This window comes from Archaeoglobus sp. UBA230, assembly GCA_002507545.1.
Classification (GTDB): Archaea; Halobacteriota; Archaeoglobi; order Archaeoglobales; family Archaeoglobaceae; genus Archaeoglobus.
Genome location: DAVR01000038.1, coordinates 1 through 17,443 on the forward strand (window position 1 = coordinate 1; position 17,443 = coordinate 17,443).

Genomic DNA, 17,443 nt, shown 5'->3' on the forward strand with positions numbered 1-17,443 from the left:
AAAATGAAAGGGATTGAAACGGCTACTGAAATCTGGTTGAGGTGCAAAAAGCTTAATGGGATGCTAATAACTCAGGAGAGATGCACAGAACTCTATGAGGCCGATAAATGCCCTTCTTCTTGCGAAAAAGTGTATCGAAAGGTGAAGAGGAGTAGAACCAGAACCCTCTGGTGAGGGCATGGAACTAACAAGCATGAATTTCATGCATGTCGCAAAACATGTGTGTGTTCACCGAGAAACTCTAACCCTAATAGGGGCTAAAAAAGCCCTCAGAGTAAATATTTTCGTGCAGAATTCTTCCAAACTACATAACTCGATTTCTATATTTTATCTATTTTATGCAGAATGGAAGAAAGGAAGAAAGGTTTCTTCCATGGAAGAAAGTTGCATGAATTTTATGCAAAATGGAAGAATTCTGCATTTTTCATTAAACATCATTCCTCTTGAAGGAGGGTTCTCATGAAGAATCCTGTTAAAATAAGCGTTCACGTTGAAGAAAAGATTTGGCAAAGCTTCAAGAATTACGTACTATCCCGATACGGAACGCTATGGAAATATCTCGGTGAGGAATTAAGCAGGGCTATTGAACATTACCTTAAAGATGTTCAGCCTGCACGTGCACAAGAATTTGAGCACATGGTTTCAAAACCAAACAAGAAGCACATCAAGCTGTTAGTATGGTTGCTCAAAAACTATCCAGCAGAGGTTCTTTACTCCACCGTTAAAAGATACATAAACGACAATTACGGGATCGATAGGAGAACGGTAAAGAAGTATCTGCACGATTTTCTGATAAATGGCGAATTTGTGAGAGTCCTAAGACCGCTAAGAGGCAATACAGATCTAATTCTGAAAGTCAATGCCGATAGGATTCTTGATTACCTGAGCAAATTCGTTCCTAAAGAGGAGCTAAGGGAGAAATACGGGATTTACAGGGAAGCATTCAAACCTATAGAAGAACGCAAGGAAGAGGAGAAGGGAAGTAAAGGCAGCATAAAAGCCTATGCTGCTGAAAGATATGAGGCAGGAGATTCTATAGATGAAGTTCAGGAAAGACTGGCTGATTTTGGGTTAGAATTGGGCAAGAAGGCGATTAGATCAATTATCAGGAAAGCAAGGAGGGAGGGCTATGGTTAAGCGATTTTACATAGATGAGAACATCAAAAACGCTCCTGTGAGGGTTTCGGTTGTTATCCCAAGAAGACTGTTTGAAGAAGCTTCAGAGGCTGCCAAATACGTGGGGAAAGGCAACATTGAGAACCTGATAACGTTCCTACTTGAGAACTTTGTTGAGGAGCTTAAGGAGATGGGCTATGAGCTTATACCGTTTTGGGAGAGGGTAAAGAGGAGGTAGGAGGCCATGAGTATGGAGATCGTGCTTGTTGTGTTTGGAATTTTGATATTTGCAACGGTAATCATCGAATCTTTGATCGAGGCCTACTTGATCAAGGTCGGTTTGCAAGAGGTAAGGGAAGAGGTTTTGCAGGAGGCCAAGGAAGATGAGTAACGTTATACTGTTTTACCAACAGAGTTTGGGCGGAAAAACCAGAGGGAAACATGAAAATTGCCCAATCTGTGGGGGCGTGATGAAACGCATTTACATGAAGTTCCAGTATTGCAAGAACTCTACTTTCAGGGCTGTTGGGTGGCTATGTTTGGAATGTCTCCACGTGGAGGTCGATAAGCATGTGTAGCGGTTTTGATTGCCGTTATTGTAGGCATTATTCTCGTTTGTTTGGAATCTGCCTTATTGAGATTGAATGGGAGGTTTGGGAGGAATTGAGAGCTAAGAGGAGGGTGAGAGCTTGGTTGAGGCCACATACTTGGTTATGAGTGTAGTAGTTGGGGCTGTTATAGGGTTGGTGGCAGCTCTACTTGATGAGTTTGTGTTGAGGAGGCTGAGAAAATGAAGGTCTGCCCTCGATGTGGTGCTCCATTGTGGGGGGTTGGGGATTTCAGATACTGCAGGATGTGTGGCTGGAAAGGAGATCTGAATTCTTTGGAGGAGGGAGATGGATGGTAAGGTTAAGGAGGAATAAGGAGAAGAAAATCAAGCTTGTTCTGGAAGTGCTGGTGCAAAACGATATTGAGGCAATGGAGGTTGCGGTTGCAATTGGCGGGCTGCTGAGAGATCTCGATAACAGGTTCAAGTATGGCGTTTTTTATGGGATAGAGGGAGTTCATGGCTACAAATCAAACAGAGTAAAGCAGGAATGGTGGGATGAAGAAGAGGAGGAAGAAGAGAAAGAGGGTAAGATCCCTCCAGATAACCATTTTAACGGAATCGAGGTGATGTGATGTTTGAGGATCGGGAGTTCATACGGATTGAGGAAACTTCGGATGGCTTGGCTCTTGTTGAGAGAGGCTGTGGATGCTGTGAAACTCACGTTTACCTTGATGTTCTGGAACTGGGAGAGAAATTGCAGGCTCTAAATAAGTTCTTAGAGTGGATTCTGGAGCAGTTGGAGCTTGTTGTTAAAGCTGTAGAGGAGGAGGGTTGAAGATGCCCTGTTTGGTTGATGCATCTGAATGGTGCATGCAACACTGTATGGGGAAGAATGAAGATGAGGAATGCATATTGTATCTGGAGAATCCAGAGGAATTTAGTAAGCATTGGGAAATTAAAAGAGAAGGAGATAACATAATAATTGGCTTCGATGGTGCTTCAGGAGGAGGAAAAACCACATTAGTAAACCAGCTTGCAGAAATTCTTGAACGGGAAGGCTATGATGTTGGAGTTGTTCAGGAAGTCGTTAGAGGAGTTTTCAGAGAGTTTAAGAAGAAATACGGATTTAACAACCTTACAGAGTTGAGGGCAAGCTCCAGAATTGCAGAATTCCAGCAAAGATGCTTGGTAGAACAGTATTTACAGGAAGAACTTATGATGGATGAGCACGATATAGTTCTTAGTGATAGAACGCTTTTCGGCAACGAATTCTTTACTCTCCTTTACTGCAAGGATTCAAAAGCTCTAAACGAATATTTCAGCAAACTGGAAGATTACTTGAATGTCAGGAAGCTAACGCATGGGAAAATCTATGATGCTGTTGTAATAGTCCATCCCCTACCCCCTGAAATCAACGTTGATGATGGATTCAGATCTCAGGATCTCCACTACAGGGAGGTTCAAACCTTTGCAATTAAGCAGCTTGCAAGAGCATACGTTGATCGAATGATTGAACTGAAAACTGCTGATCCGTGGGAACGGATCAACTTGATTAAGCCAATTATTGATTTCCTTGTTGTTGAGAAGTTGATTCACTAATTTTTTATAGGCTCTGTTGGTTGGATCTCCCTTAACTTGATTATAGTTGATAAGTTGATGTTGAGCTGATTCAGTTCAACGTTGATGTTGATGTTGATCAACGTTGATTTCACCACGAATTGTTAAAGAGGTTTGAATCAACATTTATCAACATGGCTGAGGAGGGAGATTCTGAACCAAAAAGGGTTGTTTGCTTGAACTGTGGGCACGTTTGGGAAACTACAGCTAAACGTCCTCAATGCAGCATATGTAAATCAACAAGAGTTGAGGAAGTTGATTCAGCTGATGTTGATCAACATGTTGATGAATCTGAATCAACAGAATCAACGAAAGATGTTGATGATTTCTTTGAGCTTGATGATTCAGCAATCAATGAGTTGATCAAGGAGGATAAGCCTAAGAAAAAGAAAGGCAGGAAGAAAAAGGGGCAGAAGGCTGAAGATAAAGCAGAGAACGGGGAGAAAAAGGGCTTTTCAATCAGAGGAGGGCTTAAAGCTGTAGGTTCTAAACTTAGCACAGGAGTAATACTTATCGGAGTTGGGATTCTGTTCTTGTTCTTCATTCTGAGGGGGATTGCAGCAAGAAAAAGCAGGAAGATCGTTCGGGATATGGGAATGGATATTCAGGAGGAAGAACAGGGTTTCGATCCTTATTCAGCATTAGGGTGATTGCATGCTCGGATCTCTGAAAGTTCTCAATGGCTTGATGGAGCAGCTTAACAAGTTGCTGGAAAGAGAAGATATCAGGGAGAAGCTGGAGGGAGAGGGAGTTAAGGGCAAGCTGGAGATTGAAGGCTACCAGATCTACTTTATAGTTAAGAAAGGAGGGAAAGAATGAGTGATGAGGAGATCTTTGAGCAATTGAGTAGCAAAGATATAACTGCAGATCTTGAAATCACTGATGGCAAAGTTGAGGAGAGAAAAGGAGAAGAAGGAGAAGGAGAAGGAGAGGAAGTTGAAATCCCTGATTCTCCCCATCCCCTTACAGAACTGCTTGATATGAGCATCAACTTTACCGATCAGCATGCTAAGGAGCTGCAGAGCAAAGGGATTGACGTTCCCAACGTAAACATGCCGCTATGGGAGAACTTTGGAAAGCCGTTGCTGAATAGGGCTTTCTGGTATTACTTCCCTGAATCAGATGGGATGGAAGATCCCCGCATTGCCTTATTGGCGGGTGGAGCATTAACGGCTTTGGCGGTTGCTCCTTCATTGGTTGGAATCGTTAGGCATTACAGATCTCAAAACGAGAAGGAGAAAAGAAAGGTGCAGAACGATAAACCCAAAACGATCAAACAGGCTCAGAGGGAGCAGATAAAAGAGGTTGCAAAGGAGGCTGAAGAAGAAAGGCAGAAACAGCTTGAGCAAGCAATTAAGGAAAGCCCTTACTTGAAGAAAATCAAGTATGAGGAGTTTGCTGGAATTTAATTTCCACTAATTTATTTATCCTTGGGGATTCCTTGGGGTGAAATCATGGACTACAAGTTTATGAAAAATGCTCACATGATGGTTGCTGCTCCAACAGGGGGCGGAAAGTCATACTTTGTTGGCTGGATGGCTGAAAAGCTCTATCAAGCAGGAAGAAGGTTCATAATCCTTGATACTAAAACAAGAAACCACATCGGGCTGGTTGCCCTGAAAAAGCTTAAACTGCTAAAAATTAAGCCAAACACTCAATACGATTACTGGAGGCTCATCAATTATGATCAGGTTCTTTGCATTCCCACCGAAAGAACAAAAACTAAGGAGCTGATAACACATTATCGTGCTATCCTTGATACGATCTTTGCAGCAAAAAAGCCGATTACGGTTTTCGTTGAGGAAGCCCACAACTACAACCCTAATCCTCACGTTCCTGATGAGCTTTTAGAGCTTATAGCAAGAGAAGGGAGGAGTTCAAGAATAAACCTCGTTTTCATAACCCAGAGGATTCAGGACTTCCCCAAACTCTTGTGGAGTCAATGTAAGCTTACTTACCTCTTTAAGTTCATGATCCCTCAGGATGTTAAGTATATAGCAAGGATGATCCCAGATTTTGAGAAGATAAATAAAGAGTTGCAGAAGCATGATTGCCTCGAATACGATCATGAAACAAATGAATTAAAAATAATAAGGGCATCGGAGGTTATCAGGAGGACGAAGCACTATGGTTAAGAAGTATTCATTGATTTGGGATGAGTGGAATCTTAACCATATCGCCAAACATGGGGTTAGCAAAAGAGAGGTTGAAGAGGCTGTAAATGACGAGAGAGCCTATATAAAAAAGCATAGAAAACGAGTAATGGTTGTAGGTTCTGCTTGGGGGAGAATTTTGGTTGTAATACTCGAAAAAATCGAGAGAAACGATTATTATGTAATCTCAGCGAGGGATGCAACAAACTCTGAGAAAAGGCTTTATAGAAAGAGGGGGAAGGGATTATGATGAAATTGCCGCATTACAGCGAGGACGAAATAAAGAAGATAGAGGAAGAATTTAAGGATGTTCCATGGATGAAAAGAGAGGAAACTGAATTCAAAGATGTAAAGTTTGTTTCAGTTCATGTTGATGATTTAATCCAAGTAAGAGGCCACTACCGCAGGATTAACGGTAAGAGAGTTTACATTAAACCATACCTGAGGAGGAGGGCAAGAGCGAGAAAGTAAGATTACCGAATTGTTTAAAACATTTTAATTCTATTTTTGTTATGGGTTGGAAGAGCATATCTATAGCAGATAGAACTTACAAAAAGCTGGAGAAGCTTAAACAGAAATTTAAGGAAACAACAGGGCGAGATTACAGCATGAACGATGTGATAATGAAGCTTTTAGAGCTGGCAGGTCGTTAGGTCGTCTTGTCATGGTCAAACTTCTCTAATAGAGCTGTAAAAGAGTAAATAACCTTTCTCCTATTTTTTTAGCTCATCACGAATTATTAAAGAGGTTTCTTGGCAAATCACGATTATGAGCGAATGGGTTGTTATAGGGCTGATCGGATGTGCCCCGTTTTGGCTGTCTGCCAGCCTTGCGGGGCTGAGAGCTGTAACCAGCTTGTGGAGAGCTGAAAAAGAGTAAAGGAGGGGGATGAAAATGGTGGATATTGGAGCGGGAATAAAGGAGGCTGAGAAAAAGTTCTGGGAGTATGCACTCCCTGTGATGGCTGGAGCTTTTGTTGTGGCGATTGTGAAAGGCATTCTGAAGAAGTAATTACGGGGGGATGGCGATGTATAGCAAGAAGAGAACTCTCAGCCAGAAAATAACGCTCACCAACAGGAAAATCGATCTGCCCCGCGATGCGGTTATTGATGCAATTCTGCTCTACTGCAAGCTAACCCTTAAGAATAACGATGGAGCTAACGCATTCAGCGGCAAGATGAGAGATGTTCTGGATGCTCTGAAAGAGGTAAGGGTTGTTTCGGATGGGAATAACATCCACTACAGCCTGAGTGGTTCTGATATTGCCGTAATAAACTACTATGATAATCAGGGCAAGGCTGTAAACGTTGATGCTGATGTTTCAATCGATGCAGGGGCAACGAAAGAGTTTGATTTCCTGCTCATTCTGGATGCTGGAGATATCCTTGCTCTAACAAAGGATTCTCTTGAATTGAGCGTGGATTTCAAGGATACAATTGATGATTCAGGGAACGTTGTAGTTGATTCAGCAGAGATCAAGATAACCATTGAGGAGAACATCTTCACTGTTGCCGAATTTGCCAATACCTATGGGGCAAATCTGGAGCTTGCTGCAGAGCCTAAAATATATGCAAGGGAGAAGAAGTTCTCAGCATCTAACGAGCTTGTTGAAGTTATGGAACTCCCAGTTGGAACTCTGCTCAGGAAGGCCTTCATAACCTTCAAGGATTCCAACGGGGATGAATCAGATACCATTGTGGAGAAATACGGAATCATAATCACTACTCCAGATAGAAGGGAACTCTACACGATAGATTATGCTACAGCTAAGGAATATCAGAAGCTCATGTTCCTTGCCGATCCCGTAACGGGAACGGTTGTGCTGGATTACGGGGCTGAGATAACCAACGATGTTTACGGAGTGAGGGCGTGGAAGTTCAACAAGGGAGATTATCAGCTTGCCCTTAAGGCAAGTGCTGAAGGAACTCTGAGATACGTGAGCTATGAGTTTGTAGTAAACACTAAGGTAATGGATGCGGTGGATAAGGCGGTGGTAGAGGCTACTTAAGCCATGCTCCTCAGAGGGCTAAAACTTCCATCTTTTCTTTTTTGGGATCGATTTTTGCTTAGAGTAGTTGTTAGTGGGTGATGCAATGTTTGATCTGTTTGGAGCTGTAAGTTCGGCATTTTCTTCAGTTTCAAGAACGATCGGTTCGGCAGTTAGTTCATTTACTCGTTCAGTTACTTCAGGAATCAGCCATGTTCAGAGAACTGTTCAGAGAACGATAAGTAGTATTCCAAGAACTGTAAGCTCAGGGATTAGCCACATTCAAAGAACGGTGGGATCTGGAATAACTCATGCAAGGAGAACAGTTTATTCAGGATTCAGAAACTTCCAGAGAACGATTTCAAGAACGATCCCAAGAACGATTCCAACTCCTCAGATCCCACAAATCAAAATGCCACCTATAAAACCAAAACTCCCGCCAATTACTCCGAAAACTGTTTCTCAAGTTTCTAACATAGTTGTTAGAAAAGTATCTGAAGCTGCTCATTCCTTGCCCACGATAAGGGTTAAAACTCCTCAATTGCCTCAGATAAAGCCATCAATTAAGCTTCCTCAAGTTCAGGTTTCTAAAAACGTGATAAATATTCAAACTCCCAAGATCAAACTTCCTGAAGTTAAACTTCAAGCTCCTAAGCTCCCTGAGATCAGACTTCCTGAAGTTAGAATAAACAACAAGCCTATAGTTAAACCTCAGGATGTCAACACTGTTACCGATTCTGCAAGAAAGGCAATAATCAACATAGTTGAGAAGAGGGATGCAATTTACGAAAAAGGGAGCTTGCCGCAAGTAGCGGCAGCGATGGCTGCAGATTTTGTTTTGCCACTTGATTTGGCTAAAGTTCTAACTAAAGGAGCTGAAAAACCTGAGGATTATCTGTTTGCAGGGATTGACTTAATAGGACTAATTCCTGTTGCTGGATGGGCAGCTAAAGGGTTAATCAAGAGTGGATTGAAGAGTGCCAAACTCTTGAAGGTTGCTAAATTTGCAAAAGCAGGAAAGGAGGTTGGAGAAGTTGCGAAATTAGGTAAGGGGGTTGAAAGTATGAGTTGGGTTAAAGGTTTGTTTAGGTTGGGTAAGATTAGTGGGAAAGAATTGAAAGAAATTAAAGAGCTGAAAGGATTGAAAGAAGCCAAGAGATTCAGATTTCCGAGAATCAAGCTCCCTGAAATTCCAAAGTTCAGAAGATTCAGAGTTTTCAAAGATATTAAAGAAATAAAAGCAAGAGAATTTAGAGGGTTCAGAAGGCTGAGAATCCCAAGAAAAATACCTCATTTTGAGCTTCCAAAGCTGAGAAATCCGTTTGCAAGGATGAAGCCCGTTAGGGCTTTCAAAGTTGCTGATGAAATCCCTGAAGTCGCCAAGATAACTGGAAAGGCTGGAAAGGAAGGTTCAGCTATTGCTAAGCTGGCAAAGAAGGCTGCAGTTCCGCTTGCGATTGGTGGGATTCCACTTGCGTATATGGCTCTAACTTCAGTTCCTGAAGAAACTCCTGAAGATCAGGATAGAGGTGGAGGAGAAGGAGGAGGCGGAGAAGATACATCATACCTGCGGGATCTGATAAACTGGCTTAACGGGCTGTTTGGATGGGCTGGAGCAGGTGGAGGTTATTATCCAGAGGGTTATCCAGAAGGGTATCCATACGGATACAACGATTACATCTATCCTCCCGAGTACGGAGGGGGAGAATATCCAATAGGATATGAGAACCTTCCACCAGAATATGGCTATCCTGGGGGCTATGTTCCTGCTGGATACGTTCCAGATCAGTGGGCTGATTATGTAGCTCCAGCAGAGGATTTTGCTCAGGATGTGCTTGGGGCTATCGAAGGAGTTCCAGTAATTGGAGATTTGGCAGCAGAAGCAAGGAGGAGCGGATGGGCACTTCCATTCCTTGTGGTTGGAGTAGTTGGAGCTTATGGGGCTTACAAATACGGATATCCCAAGCTGAAGAAGCTGCTTCATAAGAAAAGAGAGGGGAGGAAGAAGAAATGAGCATCTATAATCCTCTCCTCAAATTTTTGAAAGAAGAAGGAAAGCTCATAAAGGAAGGCAAGGGAGTTAAAGCAATCAAGGAATCTGAAACCGTTAAAACCTTTGCTAAGCCCGCTGCATTGGGGGCTGGAGTTGGTGTTGGTGGTTATGCTGCCATGCGTGGTGTTTCAGAGGGAATAAGGAGCATGGGTGCTTCAACAGCAAAGGATGCAGCTCAGAAGTTCACGGGGCTTTTGATGTTTGCTGCAATCGTGCTGATCCTCATCTACATCGCCAAGAATTTAAGGAGGTGAGGGCAGCATGATTGACGTTCTGGCAATTGCAGGGTTGTATTTGCTGATTGCTGGGCAATATACCTTTCTCATTCGAAATCATAAAGAGCTAACCCGCTTGAAGGCTGAAACAAGGATGTGCCCTTACCATCGCACATTGAGGGATCTGAATGGCAACTAAGTATAAGTATCTCGGAAAGAAAGTCAAAGATTTCGGAAAGAGGGGACTGGATACTGCAAGGGATTTCTACAACATAATCAGGGCTATTATCAGGGATTACAGAGCAAAGAGAATAAGCAAGAATACAGCAAGGGGAAGGCTGCTTTTGCTCTACAGGTTGAGTTTCAAGAAAAACAACTCTAAGATTGCTCATCTTTCGAATAAAACGCTTGAGAACATCAGGAAGAGGATTAAGGAGGAGATGAGGAAGCTATGATTGCGGTTAAGGTTGGGTTGATGGAAGAAACTGAAGGGGAAGTAAAAACTGTAACTGAAGAAACTTGCCCTGAGCTGCTGAGAAAAGCTCAGGAGGAGCTTGAAAAACAGAGATTGCTTAATCTCCTGCTCATCCTGCTCATAATTGGTTACATGCTCTACAAACTCCTCAAAAAGAAAAATAAGAAGTGAGGTGGGAGTATGGTTGATGCTGATACCCTGTTTAGGGAGATTCTTGAAGAAAAGGCTTTGCTTGCTGAAATAAGCCAAAAACTCGAAGGGGATGAAGATCTGCTCCTGCAGTATCCAGATTCTACAAAAGACCTTTACTTGAAGGCTGGAGAATCTTATGAAAGGGAGCTGCAGATAAATAGGAGGCTGAGGTATCTCAGCCTTGACGTTCCAGATGGGGTTTTGCTTCAGATATTCAGAAACAACTCTCTTTGGCTATTTGCAGAAGGAGAGATCGGAGCGATCCAGTTCAAGAATGGCGTTCACTTTGAAGTGTTTAAGGTTGTTGTAGTTAACAGCTCTGAGATAGATCAAAAATGGAGTTTGAGGGTTTTGTTTAGTTAAAAAAGTAGGGAGGTGGTAGGATGGTGTTTGTGGCCGGAGCGAAAACGATAGATGATTTCCTGTCTGAGTTGGCTGGATATTTGGTTGCAACTGGAGATTGGGAAACGGCGGATGATCAGGTTAGTGGTGGAATAGCTCTTAGGCACATTCCGACTAACAACTACTTGGCCTTCAAGAAAACTTACATGCGGAGTGATGATGATACCTCATGGAGACTAACAACTGGAATAAGGGCTGTTCTAAGCTCTCAATGGGATTCTGCCAACCACATGTGGGCAGGGAGCTTCAATTCAGTTATGATAGGGCTGTTTGAAAACTGGAACGATTCAACAAATTATGCGGATGACTATCTAAACAACTACATGGATGCAGATAACACTTACAACATCAGCTATTGGGTGGATAAATATGGGGTTGTAGGTGTAATCGCAAACCCCAATAACTATAACCCTGAAAGCACTAGAGGAGCGGTCGGCTGCTTCTTTGCAATCGAGTATATTCCCGCCGCCGCAAGGGAATATAACGATGGGCTTAGTGATTTCTTCCTGATTACAAAGCAGAACTGGCAGCCACGAGATATAGCCGATAATGCTGGCAGTGAATATGCATACGTATGTGCCCGTCCTTTCAGCCTCGAAACTGCATCCAAACTATACGATCAACACGAAAGAGGGGCTATCAAGAGTTCAGGAAACGGGAAAGTTTACTTCGAGTTTCCGCTTTACTTCAACGATTCTGGAAGGAGCATCGTTGCAGCACAAACTAAGAGATGGTTCTTCGTTGAGGAAAACATGGGAATTGCTATCGGCGATGTGATAAGCTGGATCGATGAAGAGAACGCTGTAACGAGAAAGTTCTACGTTGCAGAAGTGAACTCGGCGAATAGATCTGAGAAGTTTGCAGTTGCCATCCCATACGAGAACGCTTTCGAGTATCCAACCGCCTAACCTATTTTTTAAGGGTGAAATATGGTCGAACTTGATGGGGCTTTGGTTCAAAGGCTGGATGGCAGCGATGAAGGGGTAACAACTCTAAACAGCTTTGATGCTGCTGAACATGCGATACTTGAATCTCCTGATCTGTGGCAGCCTCCTAATGCTTATGGTGGAACTAAACTTCTGCTTTCGTTTTCGAGTAACCATGATGGTTTCAGAACACTTAACGATTTGCCATCTATTCCTCCCACCACGCTAACGGCTCAAAAATATGGCTTTGCAGTCTTCCCACGATTTGAAGGCGTTCCAAGAGAATTGATAGGATGCTATAGGGCTGTTGATAGATTGGCTTTGCTTGCTTTCGTTAGGCGGGTAGATGGTGTTTCAATTCCTAACGCTGATGTGCTGTTCAAAGGTAACATCTACAAGGAGATTGGCAGAACGAATGAACATGGTATAGTTGGGGCTTACCTCCTCCCTGATTCCTACAATAACACGATAATCATCAGCCCGAATGGAATCGTTTACGAGCAGGTTGAGCTAAAAGAGATTGGTAATGGAGTTTACCAAATAACGGTGAGGAGGAAAACGAAAGCAAATGCAACGTTCAGGCAGATCCACAGAATGTTTGATTAACTTTTTTCTCAAAAAATTTAAGGAGAAATTGGAAAACTATCAACGATTTTTCTATATTCGCTCCAGCTCAGATCCTCCATTTGTTCGTAGTGCTCTATAACTGCTCTTGTAGAGTGCCCCATGAAGAATTTCCTGTAAAGAATTTCAACACCATTTCTCTTACAGAAATTCTCAAACCATTTTCGGATATTCTTTGCATTTATCCACGAGTTCTGCCATTCCTCTTTAGGTGGTCTCCAACGCTTTGGGTTGATTCTATTTTCGTAGCTTTGAACATCGAGAGGTAGTTCAAGTCTCCTCAGCTTCTTTGCAAATTCAGCAGGCATGAAGGCGTAAAAGCTCCCTTTAATATGTGTGGAAACATCAGAAGTTGGATATCTTGCAACCTTACCATTAAATTCGAGATTTGCAGGGTTAAAGGTTTTCATCATTCTGTATGCGTGTTCAAGCCTTATTCCACTGTAAACCATCAGTTTGTAGAGTATCTCTGTTTCCTCATCTTTCCATTTTTTCTTGATCCACTGATACACTTCTGCAACATGCTCATCAGCTTTAGGAGTTGCAATTCCCGGAATTCTCACTTTGTTTGATTTGATTACAGTTAGGAAAGGTTGTTCGAGGATTTCTTCAACTTCAGATTTATCCATCAGCTTCCTTACTTTCAAGTATTCAAGTAAAACTCTTGCAGCATTAACGTAATCCTTCTTGTTTGTGGTGTTGTGGAATCCTTCCCTCAGACTTTCGAGATTGACTTCTTTTCCTTTTAGGACTTTGTTCAAGACTTTGTATAGCTTCTCGGCTCTTTTCTCTGATGTTTTTTGTTTCCGTTCACTCGTCCAGTATAATATGAAATCTGTTTTATCTATTTCATCAAACTTAATTGTATGGACTGCAATTTTGTTTTTATCCATTTTACTAACTTCTACGTGCGGCTGAAGACCGCATAGTCCCCGGTTCAAATCCGGGTCCGGGCACATCTGTTTTCTGTGTGTAAGCTGGACATGAATGCAATCCGTGTTTTACCTATTCAACAAGCCTATCAATGAAATCGGAGATGTTAGAGACGTTTTCCTTCAGCCACTGGTAACTCTCCTCAGAAAGGGTAATATGTGATCTCGGTTTATTGCGGTTCGTTTTTCCGTCTTATCGTAGGCTGGCCTAATTATTTCTCCTTTTCACAGTATACTGCGTAGGGGTTGGGATAAATATAATTCTTCCACTCAGAAGGTTGTATTTCAATGCTTTTCTCCCGAGTCAAGACTCGCCAAGCTACCAAGCTCAGAAAGTCTTGGCAACCCCTCCCTCGCTCCGAATTTCTGGATGCAATAAGACGCTACAAGATTCCCGAGCTTGCCGCACTCCTCCGCATCTTTGCCCCTTAGAAATCCGTATATGAAGCCCGCGTTGAAGGCGTCTCCTGCTCCTGTTGTGTCAACAACTTTGACGCTGAATGGCTTAACCTGAACTTCCTTACCTCCGCTCTTTATCCAGCAACCCTTGGCGCCAAGTTTAACAGCAACTATATCCACACCCATGTTCAGACACTCTTCTGCGGCATCTCTATAATCTGTGCCAAAAAGCATCTCAATTTCTTGCCTGCTGGGTAGAAATATAGTCGTGTTTTCAATTATCCTCTTCATGTCCTGCAAGCCTCTCTCAGCATACGGCATTCCTGGATCAAAGCTCACATACTCGAATTCTTCAACAATCCTCTTCTGCGATTCCAGCGAATCGAGACCGTTTTTGCAAATGAACGATGTAAGATGGATGAGCTTATACTTTCTTGCCTCTTCTACGTTTATCTCATCATATTTCAGAGTATCATTCACTCCCGGATCAACGAGAATTGCTCTGTTGCCAGCATCATCTACGAAAATCATCGCGTTACCACTCCTGCCCTCAGCTCTCGTTATAAGCACCGTTTCAACACCCTCTCTCTCAAAATCTGCCAGCAGAATTCTTGCCTCTTCATCACTTCCTACCTTTCCGATATACGCTGTTTTGACCTTTAATCTTGCAAGTCCAACGATAGTATTTGCTGCACTCCCCCCTGGATAGAGTTTCACGTCCTTTACAAATCCCTCTTCGTCGGCACTCGGAATCTTGTCCACTGAGTATATCTTGTCAAGGTTTAAAGCCCCGAAACCTACAACTTCATTCAAGGCTAATCGCCTCGGTTGGGCACACATCTACACAAGCTCCACATTCTGTGCAAATTTCGTAGTCAACATGAGCGTAGTCATTGAGTTCAATTGCCCCTACAGGACATTCATCAACGCATATCCCGCAACCATCACACAGAGATTTATCAACGATAGCAGGCATGGATTAAGTAGGATATGTAGTATTAAATGTCTTCGAATTCACCCTTGGATTTGCAAGATTGCAAGTTACATTTAAGTATCTTTATGCTCGTTTAATATTATGACGCGAGATTACAAGTTTGGAGATTACGCAAAATTCGGAATTCCCAAGCTGGACGAGTATCTTGGTGGTGGACTCGATAGATATTCTGAGAATTTAATAATCGGAAGGAGTGGCATTGGCAAAACAATTCTTGCCGCACACTGGGCTGCCGAAGGCGTAAGAAATGGAGAAACGGTGGTTTATCTCTCCACAACTATGAACAGGAAAAACTGTGAAACCTATCTCAAGAGGTTCCCCTTTATGAAGGATGTGTATGATAAAATTCACTGGAGATTTATAAGGGTTGATCCGAAGTATATACTGCCCGTTACAAAGGAGAAAATAGTTAACGGATTGAGGGCTACATTTGGAATTGAAGGGGAGGATATTGACAGAGTCGTCTTCGATTCATGCACAGATTTGGAAAAAACCCTTGCCGATCCTGTCCTCTACAGAAGAGCCATCAGTATAATGGCTGACCTATCCTACGATTACGAGATCACATCTCTGTGGGTTGAAGAGGCGCCGATGATGGGTGAGTGGAGTGACACGAAGAACATTGTGGACTGTGTCATCTTTCTCGACCTCCTGCGGGTTCCGGAGGGATATGCGAGGGCGATGAGAATACTTAAAAAATACAGAACTTCTCACCCGCTGTTCTGGATACCCTACGACATAACGGATGAGGGAATAGTTATTAAACACGGGTATTACGTTAGAAAGAGCTATGACTACGAATTCAAATGTGACTGAGGCGATACAGGAAGCAATTGATAGGGGGGCGGAAATAATACTTGTTAAGGTTGACTCCAAAAAGTATGTTAAGGTTAGTCTTGAAATTCTAAAACATTTCACAACCGTCGCGGAGGGGATATTTGTAACCTTAAACAGACCCTACTTCAGCCTTAAAAAGATGCTTACAAAAGAAGGGATTGACTCATCCAAAATCATATTTATTGACTGTATCACGTTGCAGCTTGGAGGAGAACCGATAGACGAGGACAGGTGCTTTTATCTCACATCTCCCGATCCAGTTCAACTTCAGGTGACGATAGAGAGGGCAATGGACTTAGTTCTGGCGGAGAACAGGTTCATTTATCTTGACTCCCTTTCAACTATTTCACTTTACAAGTCCTTTGAAACTCTGATAAAATTCCTCAGGCATCTTACGGGCAAGATGAGGCTTAGAGGTTTTGTTGGGACGATATTTATGCTTGAGAAGGAGATGGACGAGAGCTATTACTCTCAGATATCTCTGATGTGCGATGTGGTTATCGAGGTGGAGTGATGAAGTTCACTACTGGCGTCGAATTTCTCGATAAGCAGATTGAGGGGATTCATCCCGGATTGGTAATCCTCTACGAGTCCGTTGGAGCGGGGGGGAGAGAGTTTGCTTTAACCTCCATGCTCAACAACGCTGGGAAGTATAAAACCAGCTATCTGGCAATCTCAAAGCCGAGGGACGTTGTTGAGAGGGAGATCAAGCTCGTCTTTCCTGAAAGGAAGATTGAGAACATAGAGTTTGAAATTTTGAGTTTTGCAGATTTCTACTTCAAGGATACACTTGTTCCACTAAGATGGGTTGCAGACAAGAGTCTTGGCGTTGAACTGCTTAAAACAGAAAAGAATGTGTTCAACAAGCTTGTTGAGTTCTTTGACAATTTGCAGCCGGAGAGCTATGTTTTCATAGACTCGCTTACCGACCTTGCAAGGATAGCGGAGATGAAGTTCGGCTGGGAGAATCTGATTGATATTCTTAAGGGCTTGAGAATTCTGTGCATGAAAAAGCAGATACTCCTGACCATGCTTCTTACGTCGAACGTATTTGAGAGAGGAAAAGAGGAGGAGTTGCTTGATCAGGCTGATGGGGTTGTGGTCTTTGAGTGGTTGGTGGAGAAAGACTCCATAACGAGGTGGATGTATTTCAGAAAGTTCTTGGGGTTACTCCCACTAATAGAAAAGGAGAGAATAGTGAAATACAATGTTAGAATTGACCCGGCGCTTGGCTTCACAATTTCGAGAGTTATGAGGGTGCTGTAAAATTTTAGTTTAGAGGTGATGGCATGCTGAAGACTGGGATTGAGGGGCTTGATGCTTTGCTTGGCGGTGGAATTCCTGAAGGGCATATTGTTGCAGTTGTGGGGAGTTATGGCACTGGAAAGACAACTCTCGGCCTGCATTTCATATATGAGGGGTTGAAAAATGGAGAAAGCTGCATGATAATAAGCTTTGATGAAGATGAGCAGAGCATTATTGATAATGCAAGAAGTGTGGGCATGGATATGGAAAGCTTTAGTGACAGGCTTCACGTAGTCCGGCTTGAAGCTGCTGAGGTGAGAAGAAGCCTTGAAAAGCTTGAAAGTGATCTGCCTGAGGTAATAGGCAGTGTAGGGACAAAAAGGATGTTGATTGACTCAATAAGCGTTCTTGAAACTCTTTTTGATGATGCTGGGAGGTATCAGATGCTTGCAACCTTCAGAAAAATTCTGAAAAACGCTGGAATTACGGCAATCATAACGAGTGAGGCGGATAAATATCATCCCACAACCTCTAAGTATGGATTACTTGAATATGTATGTGATGGACTGATAAGCCTGAAAGTGATAAGAAAGAGTGAGCTTGACGAGCCGACCCTCGGTCTTGAGGTCGTAAAGATGAGAAGAGTGAGACATTCAAGAAAGCCTAAGCCCTACATGATTACCGATAGCGGAATTGTTGTTTACGAAGAAGCTGAGATATTTTAGG

Annotated in this window: 30 protein-coding genes; 27 read left to right on the top strand and 3 right to left on the bottom strand. The window is 42.7% G+C overall.

Features of this window, described 5'->3' with window-relative positions:
- Window positions 1–178 precede the first annotated feature (178 nt).
- From BP688_RS11305 to BP688_RS11415, 23 genes are all read left to right on the top strand, one after another.
- Window positions 179–463 (top strand): hypothetical protein, encoded by a 285-nt coding sequence (locus tag BP688_RS11305; protein WP_290624654.1) that lies wholly within the window; start codon window positions 179–181, stop codon window positions 461–463.
- Entirely contained in the window at window positions 460–1,137 is a 678-nt protein-coding gene (locus tag BP688_RS11310) for a hypothetical protein (RefSeq protein WP_290624656.1), read from the top strand. The genes BP688_RS11305 and BP688_RS11310 overlap by 4 nt, the downstream gene beginning before the upstream one ends.
- On the top strand, window positions 1,130–1,354 hold the full coding sequence (locus tag BP688_RS11315; protein WP_290597893.1) for a hypothetical protein: 225 nt from the start codon (window positions 1,130–1,132) through the stop codon (window positions 1,352–1,354). The genes BP688_RS11310 and BP688_RS11315 overlap by 8 nt, the downstream gene beginning before the upstream one ends.
- A 6-nt stretch (window positions 1,355–1,360) precedes the next feature.
- Window positions 1,361–1,507, top strand: coding sequence for a hypothetical protein (locus tag BP688_RS11320; RefSeq protein WP_290597894.1), 147 nt, complete (start codon window positions 1,361–1,363; stop codon window positions 1,505–1,507).
- Between the two features lie 431 nt (window positions 1,508–1,938).
- Window positions 1,939–2,298 (top strand): hypothetical protein, encoded by a 360-nt coding sequence (locus BP688_RS11325; RefSeq protein WP_290624657.1) that lies wholly within the window; start codon window positions 1,939–1,941, stop codon window positions 2,296–2,298.
- Window positions 2,298–2,501 carry a hypothetical protein gene (locus tag BP688_RS11330; protein WP_290597895.1) on the top strand — a complete coding sequence of 68 codons (204 nt, stop codon included), beginning with the start codon at window positions 2,298–2,300 and terminating at the stop codon, window positions 2,499–2,501. Before BP688_RS11325 ends, BP688_RS11330 begins: the two co-directional genes overlap by 1 nt.
- Window positions 2,502–2,503: 2 nt before the next feature.
- The gene (locus BP688_RS11335; protein ID WP_290597896.1) at window positions 2,504–3,265 is read left to right on the top strand and encodes an ATP/GTP-binding protein; all 762 of its coding nucleotides are present in this window, start codon (window positions 2,504–2,506) and stop codon (window positions 3,263–3,265) included.
- 152 nt (window positions 3,266–3,417) lie between these two features.
- The gene (locus tag BP688_RS11340) at window positions 3,418–3,933 is read left to right on the top strand and encodes a hypothetical protein (protein ID WP_290597897.1); all 516 of its coding nucleotides are present in this window, start codon (window positions 3,418–3,420) and stop codon (window positions 3,931–3,933) included.
- 4 nt (window positions 3,934–3,937) lie between these two features.
- Window positions 3,938–4,102 carry a hypothetical protein gene (locus tag BP688_RS11345; protein WP_290597898.1) on the top strand — a complete coding sequence of 55 codons (165 nt, stop codon included), beginning with the start codon at window positions 3,938–3,940 and terminating at the stop codon, window positions 4,100–4,102.
- Window positions 4,099–4,692, top strand: coding sequence for a hypothetical protein (locus tag BP688_RS11350; RefSeq protein ID WP_290597899.1), 594 nt, complete (start codon window positions 4,099–4,101; stop codon window positions 4,690–4,692). The genes BP688_RS11345 and BP688_RS11350 overlap by 4 nt, the downstream gene beginning before the upstream one ends.
- Window positions 4,693–4,737: 45 nt before the next feature.
- A complete protein-coding gene (locus BP688_RS11355) occupies window positions 4,738–5,418 on the top strand; it encodes a helicase HerA domain-containing protein (RefSeq protein ID WP_290624659.1) in 681 nt (226 codons plus the stop codon).
- Window positions 5,411–5,686 (top strand): BrnT family toxin, encoded by a 276-nt coding sequence (locus BP688_RS11360; protein WP_290624661.1) that lies wholly within the window; start codon window positions 5,411–5,413, stop codon window positions 5,684–5,686. Before BP688_RS11355 ends, BP688_RS11360 begins: the two co-directional genes overlap by 8 nt.
- Window positions 5,683–5,907: a hypothetical protein gene (locus BP688_RS11365; RefSeq protein WP_290624663.1), complete on the top strand. Its 225-nt coding sequence runs from the start codon at window positions 5,683–5,685 to the stop codon at window positions 5,905–5,907. Before BP688_RS11360 ends, BP688_RS11365 begins: the two co-directional genes overlap by 4 nt.
- A 41-nt stretch (window positions 5,908–5,948) precedes the next feature.
- The gene (locus BP688_RS11370) at window positions 5,949–6,089 is read left to right on the top strand and encodes a hypothetical protein (RefSeq protein ID WP_290624665.1); all 141 of its coding nucleotides are present in this window, start codon (window positions 5,949–5,951) and stop codon (window positions 6,087–6,089) included.
- A gap of 374 nt (window positions 6,090–6,463) precedes the next feature.
- The gene (locus tag BP688_RS11375; RefSeq protein ID WP_290624667.1) at window positions 6,464–7,444 is read left to right on the top strand and encodes a hypothetical protein; all 981 of its coding nucleotides are present in this window, start codon (window positions 6,464–6,466) and stop codon (window positions 7,442–7,444) included.
- Between the two features lie 85 nt (window positions 7,445–7,529).
- Window positions 7,530–9,437 carry a hypothetical protein gene (locus tag BP688_RS11380; RefSeq protein WP_290596910.1) on the top strand — a complete coding sequence of 636 codons (1,908 nt, stop codon included), beginning with the start codon at window positions 7,530–7,532 and terminating at the stop codon, window positions 9,435–9,437.
- A complete protein-coding gene (locus BP688_RS11385) occupies window positions 9,434–9,730 on the top strand; it encodes a hypothetical protein (protein WP_290596911.1) in 297 nt (98 codons plus the stop codon). Before BP688_RS11380 ends, BP688_RS11385 begins: the two co-directional genes overlap by 4 nt.
- A gap of 7 nt (window positions 9,731–9,737) precedes the next feature.
- Window positions 9,738–9,890 carry a hypothetical protein gene (locus BP688_RS11390; protein WP_290596912.1) on the top strand — a complete coding sequence of 51 codons (153 nt, stop codon included), beginning with the start codon at window positions 9,738–9,740 and terminating at the stop codon, window positions 9,888–9,890.
- Window positions 9,880–10,146, top strand: a complete 267-nt coding sequence (locus tag BP688_RS11395) for a hypothetical protein (protein ID WP_290596913.1) — start codon at window positions 9,880–9,882, stop codon at window positions 10,144–10,146. The genes BP688_RS11390 and BP688_RS11395 overlap by 11 nt, the downstream gene beginning before the upstream one ends.
- On the top strand, window positions 10,143–10,337 hold the full coding sequence (locus BP688_RS11400; RefSeq protein WP_290597111.1) for a hypothetical protein: 195 nt from the start codon (window positions 10,143–10,145) through the stop codon (window positions 10,335–10,337). The genes BP688_RS11395 and BP688_RS11400 overlap by 4 nt, the downstream gene beginning before the upstream one ends.
- Window positions 10,338–10,346: 9 nt before the next feature.
- Window positions 10,347–10,721, top strand: a complete 375-nt coding sequence (locus BP688_RS11405; RefSeq protein WP_290597112.1) for a hypothetical protein — start codon at window positions 10,347–10,349, stop codon at window positions 10,719–10,721.
- A gap of 20 nt (window positions 10,722–10,741) precedes the next feature.
- Window positions 10,742–11,668, top strand: coding sequence for a hypothetical protein (locus tag BP688_RS11410; protein WP_290597113.1), 927 nt, complete (start codon window positions 10,742–10,744; stop codon window positions 11,666–11,668).
- Window positions 11,669–11,689: 21 nt separating this feature from the next.
- Window positions 11,690–12,292 (top strand): hypothetical protein, encoded by a 603-nt coding sequence (locus tag BP688_RS11415; RefSeq protein ID WP_290597114.1) that lies wholly within the window; start codon window positions 11,690–11,692, stop codon window positions 12,290–12,292.
- A 17-nt stretch (window positions 12,293–12,309) separates the two neighbouring features.
- On the opposite strand, the gene BP688_RS11420 is transcribed toward BP688_RS11415, so the two are convergent.
- From BP688_RS11420 to BP688_RS11430, 3 genes are all read right to left on the bottom strand, one after another.
- Window positions 12,310–13,203, bottom strand: a complete 894-nt coding sequence (locus BP688_RS11420) for an integrase (RefSeq protein WP_290623337.1) — start codon at window positions 13,201–13,203, stop codon at window positions 12,310–12,312.
- Window positions 13,204–13,527: 324 nt separating this feature from the next.
- Window positions 13,528–14,454 (bottom strand): carbohydrate kinase family protein, encoded by a 927-nt coding sequence (locus BP688_RS11425; RefSeq protein ID WP_290598162.1) that lies wholly within the window; start codon window positions 14,452–14,454, stop codon window positions 13,528–13,530.
- Window positions 14,447–14,617 carry a 4Fe-4S binding protein gene (locus BP688_RS11430; protein WP_290598161.1) on the bottom strand — a complete coding sequence of 57 codons (171 nt, stop codon included), beginning with the start codon at window positions 14,615–14,617 and terminating at the stop codon, window positions 14,447–14,449. Before BP688_RS11430 ends, BP688_RS11425 begins: the two co-directional genes overlap by 8 nt.
- A gap of 99 nt (window positions 14,618–14,716) precedes the next feature.
- Between BP688_RS11430 and BP688_RS11435 the strand changes: the two genes are divergently transcribed.
- From BP688_RS11435 to BP688_RS11450, 4 genes are read left to right on the top strand one after another with little or no spacing between them, the layout of a single operon-like run.
- Complete coding sequence (locus BP688_RS11435) at window positions 14,717–15,451, top strand: RAD55 family ATPase (RefSeq protein ID WP_290598160.1); 735 nt, start codon at window positions 14,717–14,719, stop codon at window positions 15,449–15,451.
- Entirely contained in the window at window positions 15,426–15,986 is a 561-nt protein-coding gene (locus BP688_RS11440) for a DUF7504 family protein (protein ID WP_290598159.1), read from the top strand. Before BP688_RS11435 ends, BP688_RS11440 begins: the two co-directional genes overlap by 26 nt.
- Window positions 15,986–16,738 carry a hypothetical protein gene (locus BP688_RS11445; RefSeq protein ID WP_290623336.1) on the top strand — a complete coding sequence of 251 codons (753 nt, stop codon included), beginning with the start codon at window positions 15,986–15,988 and terminating at the stop codon, window positions 16,736–16,738. Before BP688_RS11440 ends, BP688_RS11445 begins: the two co-directional genes overlap by 1 nt.
- A 23-nt stretch (window positions 16,739–16,761) precedes the next feature.
- On the top strand, window positions 16,762–17,442 hold the full coding sequence (locus tag BP688_RS11450; protein WP_290598158.1) for a KaiC domain-containing protein: 681 nt from the start codon (window positions 16,762–16,764) through the stop codon (window positions 17,440–17,442).
- The last annotated feature ends 1 nt before the right edge of the window (window position 17,443 follow it).

Coding starts and splice junctions, on each gene's coding strand:
- BP688_RS11375 (WP_290624667.1), top strand. CDS start 6,464: ATGTATAGCAAGAAGAGAACTCTCAGCCAGAAAATAACGCTCACCAAC.
- BP688_RS11345 (WP_290597898.1), top strand. CDS start 3,938: ATGCTCGGATCTCTGAAAGTTCTCAATGGCTTGATGGAGCAGCTTAAC.
- BP688_RS11440 (WP_290598159.1), top strand. CDS start 15,426: ATGACTACGAATTCAAATGTGACTGAGGCGATACAGGAAGCAATTGAT.
- BP688_RS11350 (WP_290597899.1), top strand. CDS start 4,099: ATGAGTGATGAGGAGATCTTTGAGCAATTGAGTAGCAAAGATATAACT.
- BP688_RS11370 (WP_290624665.1), top strand. CDS start 5,949: ATGGGTTGGAAGAGCATATCTATAGCAGATAGAACTTACAAAAAGCTG.
- BP688_RS11335 (WP_290597896.1), top strand. CDS start 2,504: ATGCCCTGTTTGGTTGATGCATCTGAATGGTGCATGCAACACTGTATG.
- BP688_RS11435 (WP_290598160.1), top strand. CDS start 14,717: ATGACGCGAGATTACAAGTTTGGAGATTACGCAAAATTCGGAATTCCC.
- BP688_RS11360 (WP_290624661.1), top strand. CDS start 5,411: ATGGTTAAGAAGTATTCATTGATTTGGGATGAGTGGAATCTTAACCAT.
- BP688_RS11400 (WP_290597111.1), top strand. CDS start 10,143: ATGATTGCGGTTAAGGTTGGGTTGATGGAAGAAACTGAAGGGGAAGTA.
- BP688_RS11385 (WP_290596911.1), top strand. CDS start 9,434: ATGAGCATCTATAATCCTCTCCTCAAATTTTTGAAAGAAGAAGGAAAG.
- BP688_RS11420 (WP_290623337.1), bottom strand. CDS start 13,203: ATGGATAAAAACAAAATTGCAGTCCATACAATTAAGTTTGATGAAATA.
- BP688_RS11320 (WP_290597894.1), top strand. CDS start 1,361: ATGAGTATGGAGATCGTGCTTGTTGTGTTTGGAATTTTGATATTTGCA.
- BP688_RS11310 (WP_290624656.1), top strand. CDS start 460: ATGAAGAATCCTGTTAAAATAAGCGTTCACGTTGAAGAAAAGATTTGG.
- BP688_RS11405 (WP_290597112.1), top strand. CDS start 10,347: ATGGTTGATGCTGATACCCTGTTTAGGGAGATTCTTGAAGAAAAGGCT.
- BP688_RS11410 (WP_290597113.1), top strand. CDS start 10,742: ATGGTGTTTGTGGCCGGAGCGAAAACGATAGATGATTTCCTGTCTGAG.
- BP688_RS11395 (WP_290596913.1), top strand. CDS start 9,880: ATGGCAACTAAGTATAAGTATCTCGGAAAGAAAGTCAAAGATTTCGGA.
- BP688_RS11365 (WP_290624663.1), top strand. CDS start 5,683: ATGATGAAATTGCCGCATTACAGCGAGGACGAAATAAAGAAGATAGAG.
- BP688_RS11450 (WP_290598158.1), top strand. CDS start 16,762: ATGCTGAAGACTGGGATTGAGGGGCTTGATGCTTTGCTTGGCGGTGGA.
- BP688_RS11430 (WP_290598161.1), bottom strand. CDS start 14,617: ATGCCTGCTATCGTTGATAAATCTCTGTGTGATGGTTGCGGGATATGC.
- BP688_RS11315 (WP_290597893.1), top strand. CDS start 1,130: ATGGTTAAGCGATTTTACATAGATGAGAACATCAAAAACGCTCCTGTG.
- BP688_RS11415 (WP_290597114.1), top strand. CDS start 11,690: ATGGTCGAACTTGATGGGGCTTTGGTTCAAAGGCTGGATGGCAGCGAT.
- BP688_RS11355 (WP_290624659.1), top strand. CDS start 4,738: ATGGACTACAAGTTTATGAAAAATGCTCACATGATGGTTGCTGCTCCA.
- BP688_RS11340 (WP_290597897.1), top strand. CDS start 3,418: ATGGCTGAGGAGGGAGATTCTGAACCAAAAAGGGTTGTTTGCTTGAAC.
- BP688_RS11330 (WP_290597895.1), top strand. CDS start 2,298: ATGTTTGAGGATCGGGAGTTCATACGGATTGAGGAAACTTCGGATGGC.
- BP688_RS11305 (WP_290624654.1), top strand. CDS start 179: ATGGAACTAACAAGCATGAATTTCATGCATGTCGCAAAACATGTGTGT.
- BP688_RS11445 (WP_290623336.1), top strand. CDS start 15,986: ATGAAGTTCACTACTGGCGTCGAATTTCTCGATAAGCAGATTGAGGGG.
- BP688_RS11380 (WP_290596910.1), top strand. CDS start 7,530: ATGTTTGATCTGTTTGGAGCTGTAAGTTCGGCATTTTCTTCAGTTTCA.
- BP688_RS11390 (WP_290596912.1), top strand. CDS start 9,738: ATGATTGACGTTCTGGCAATTGCAGGGTTGTATTTGCTGATTGCTGGG.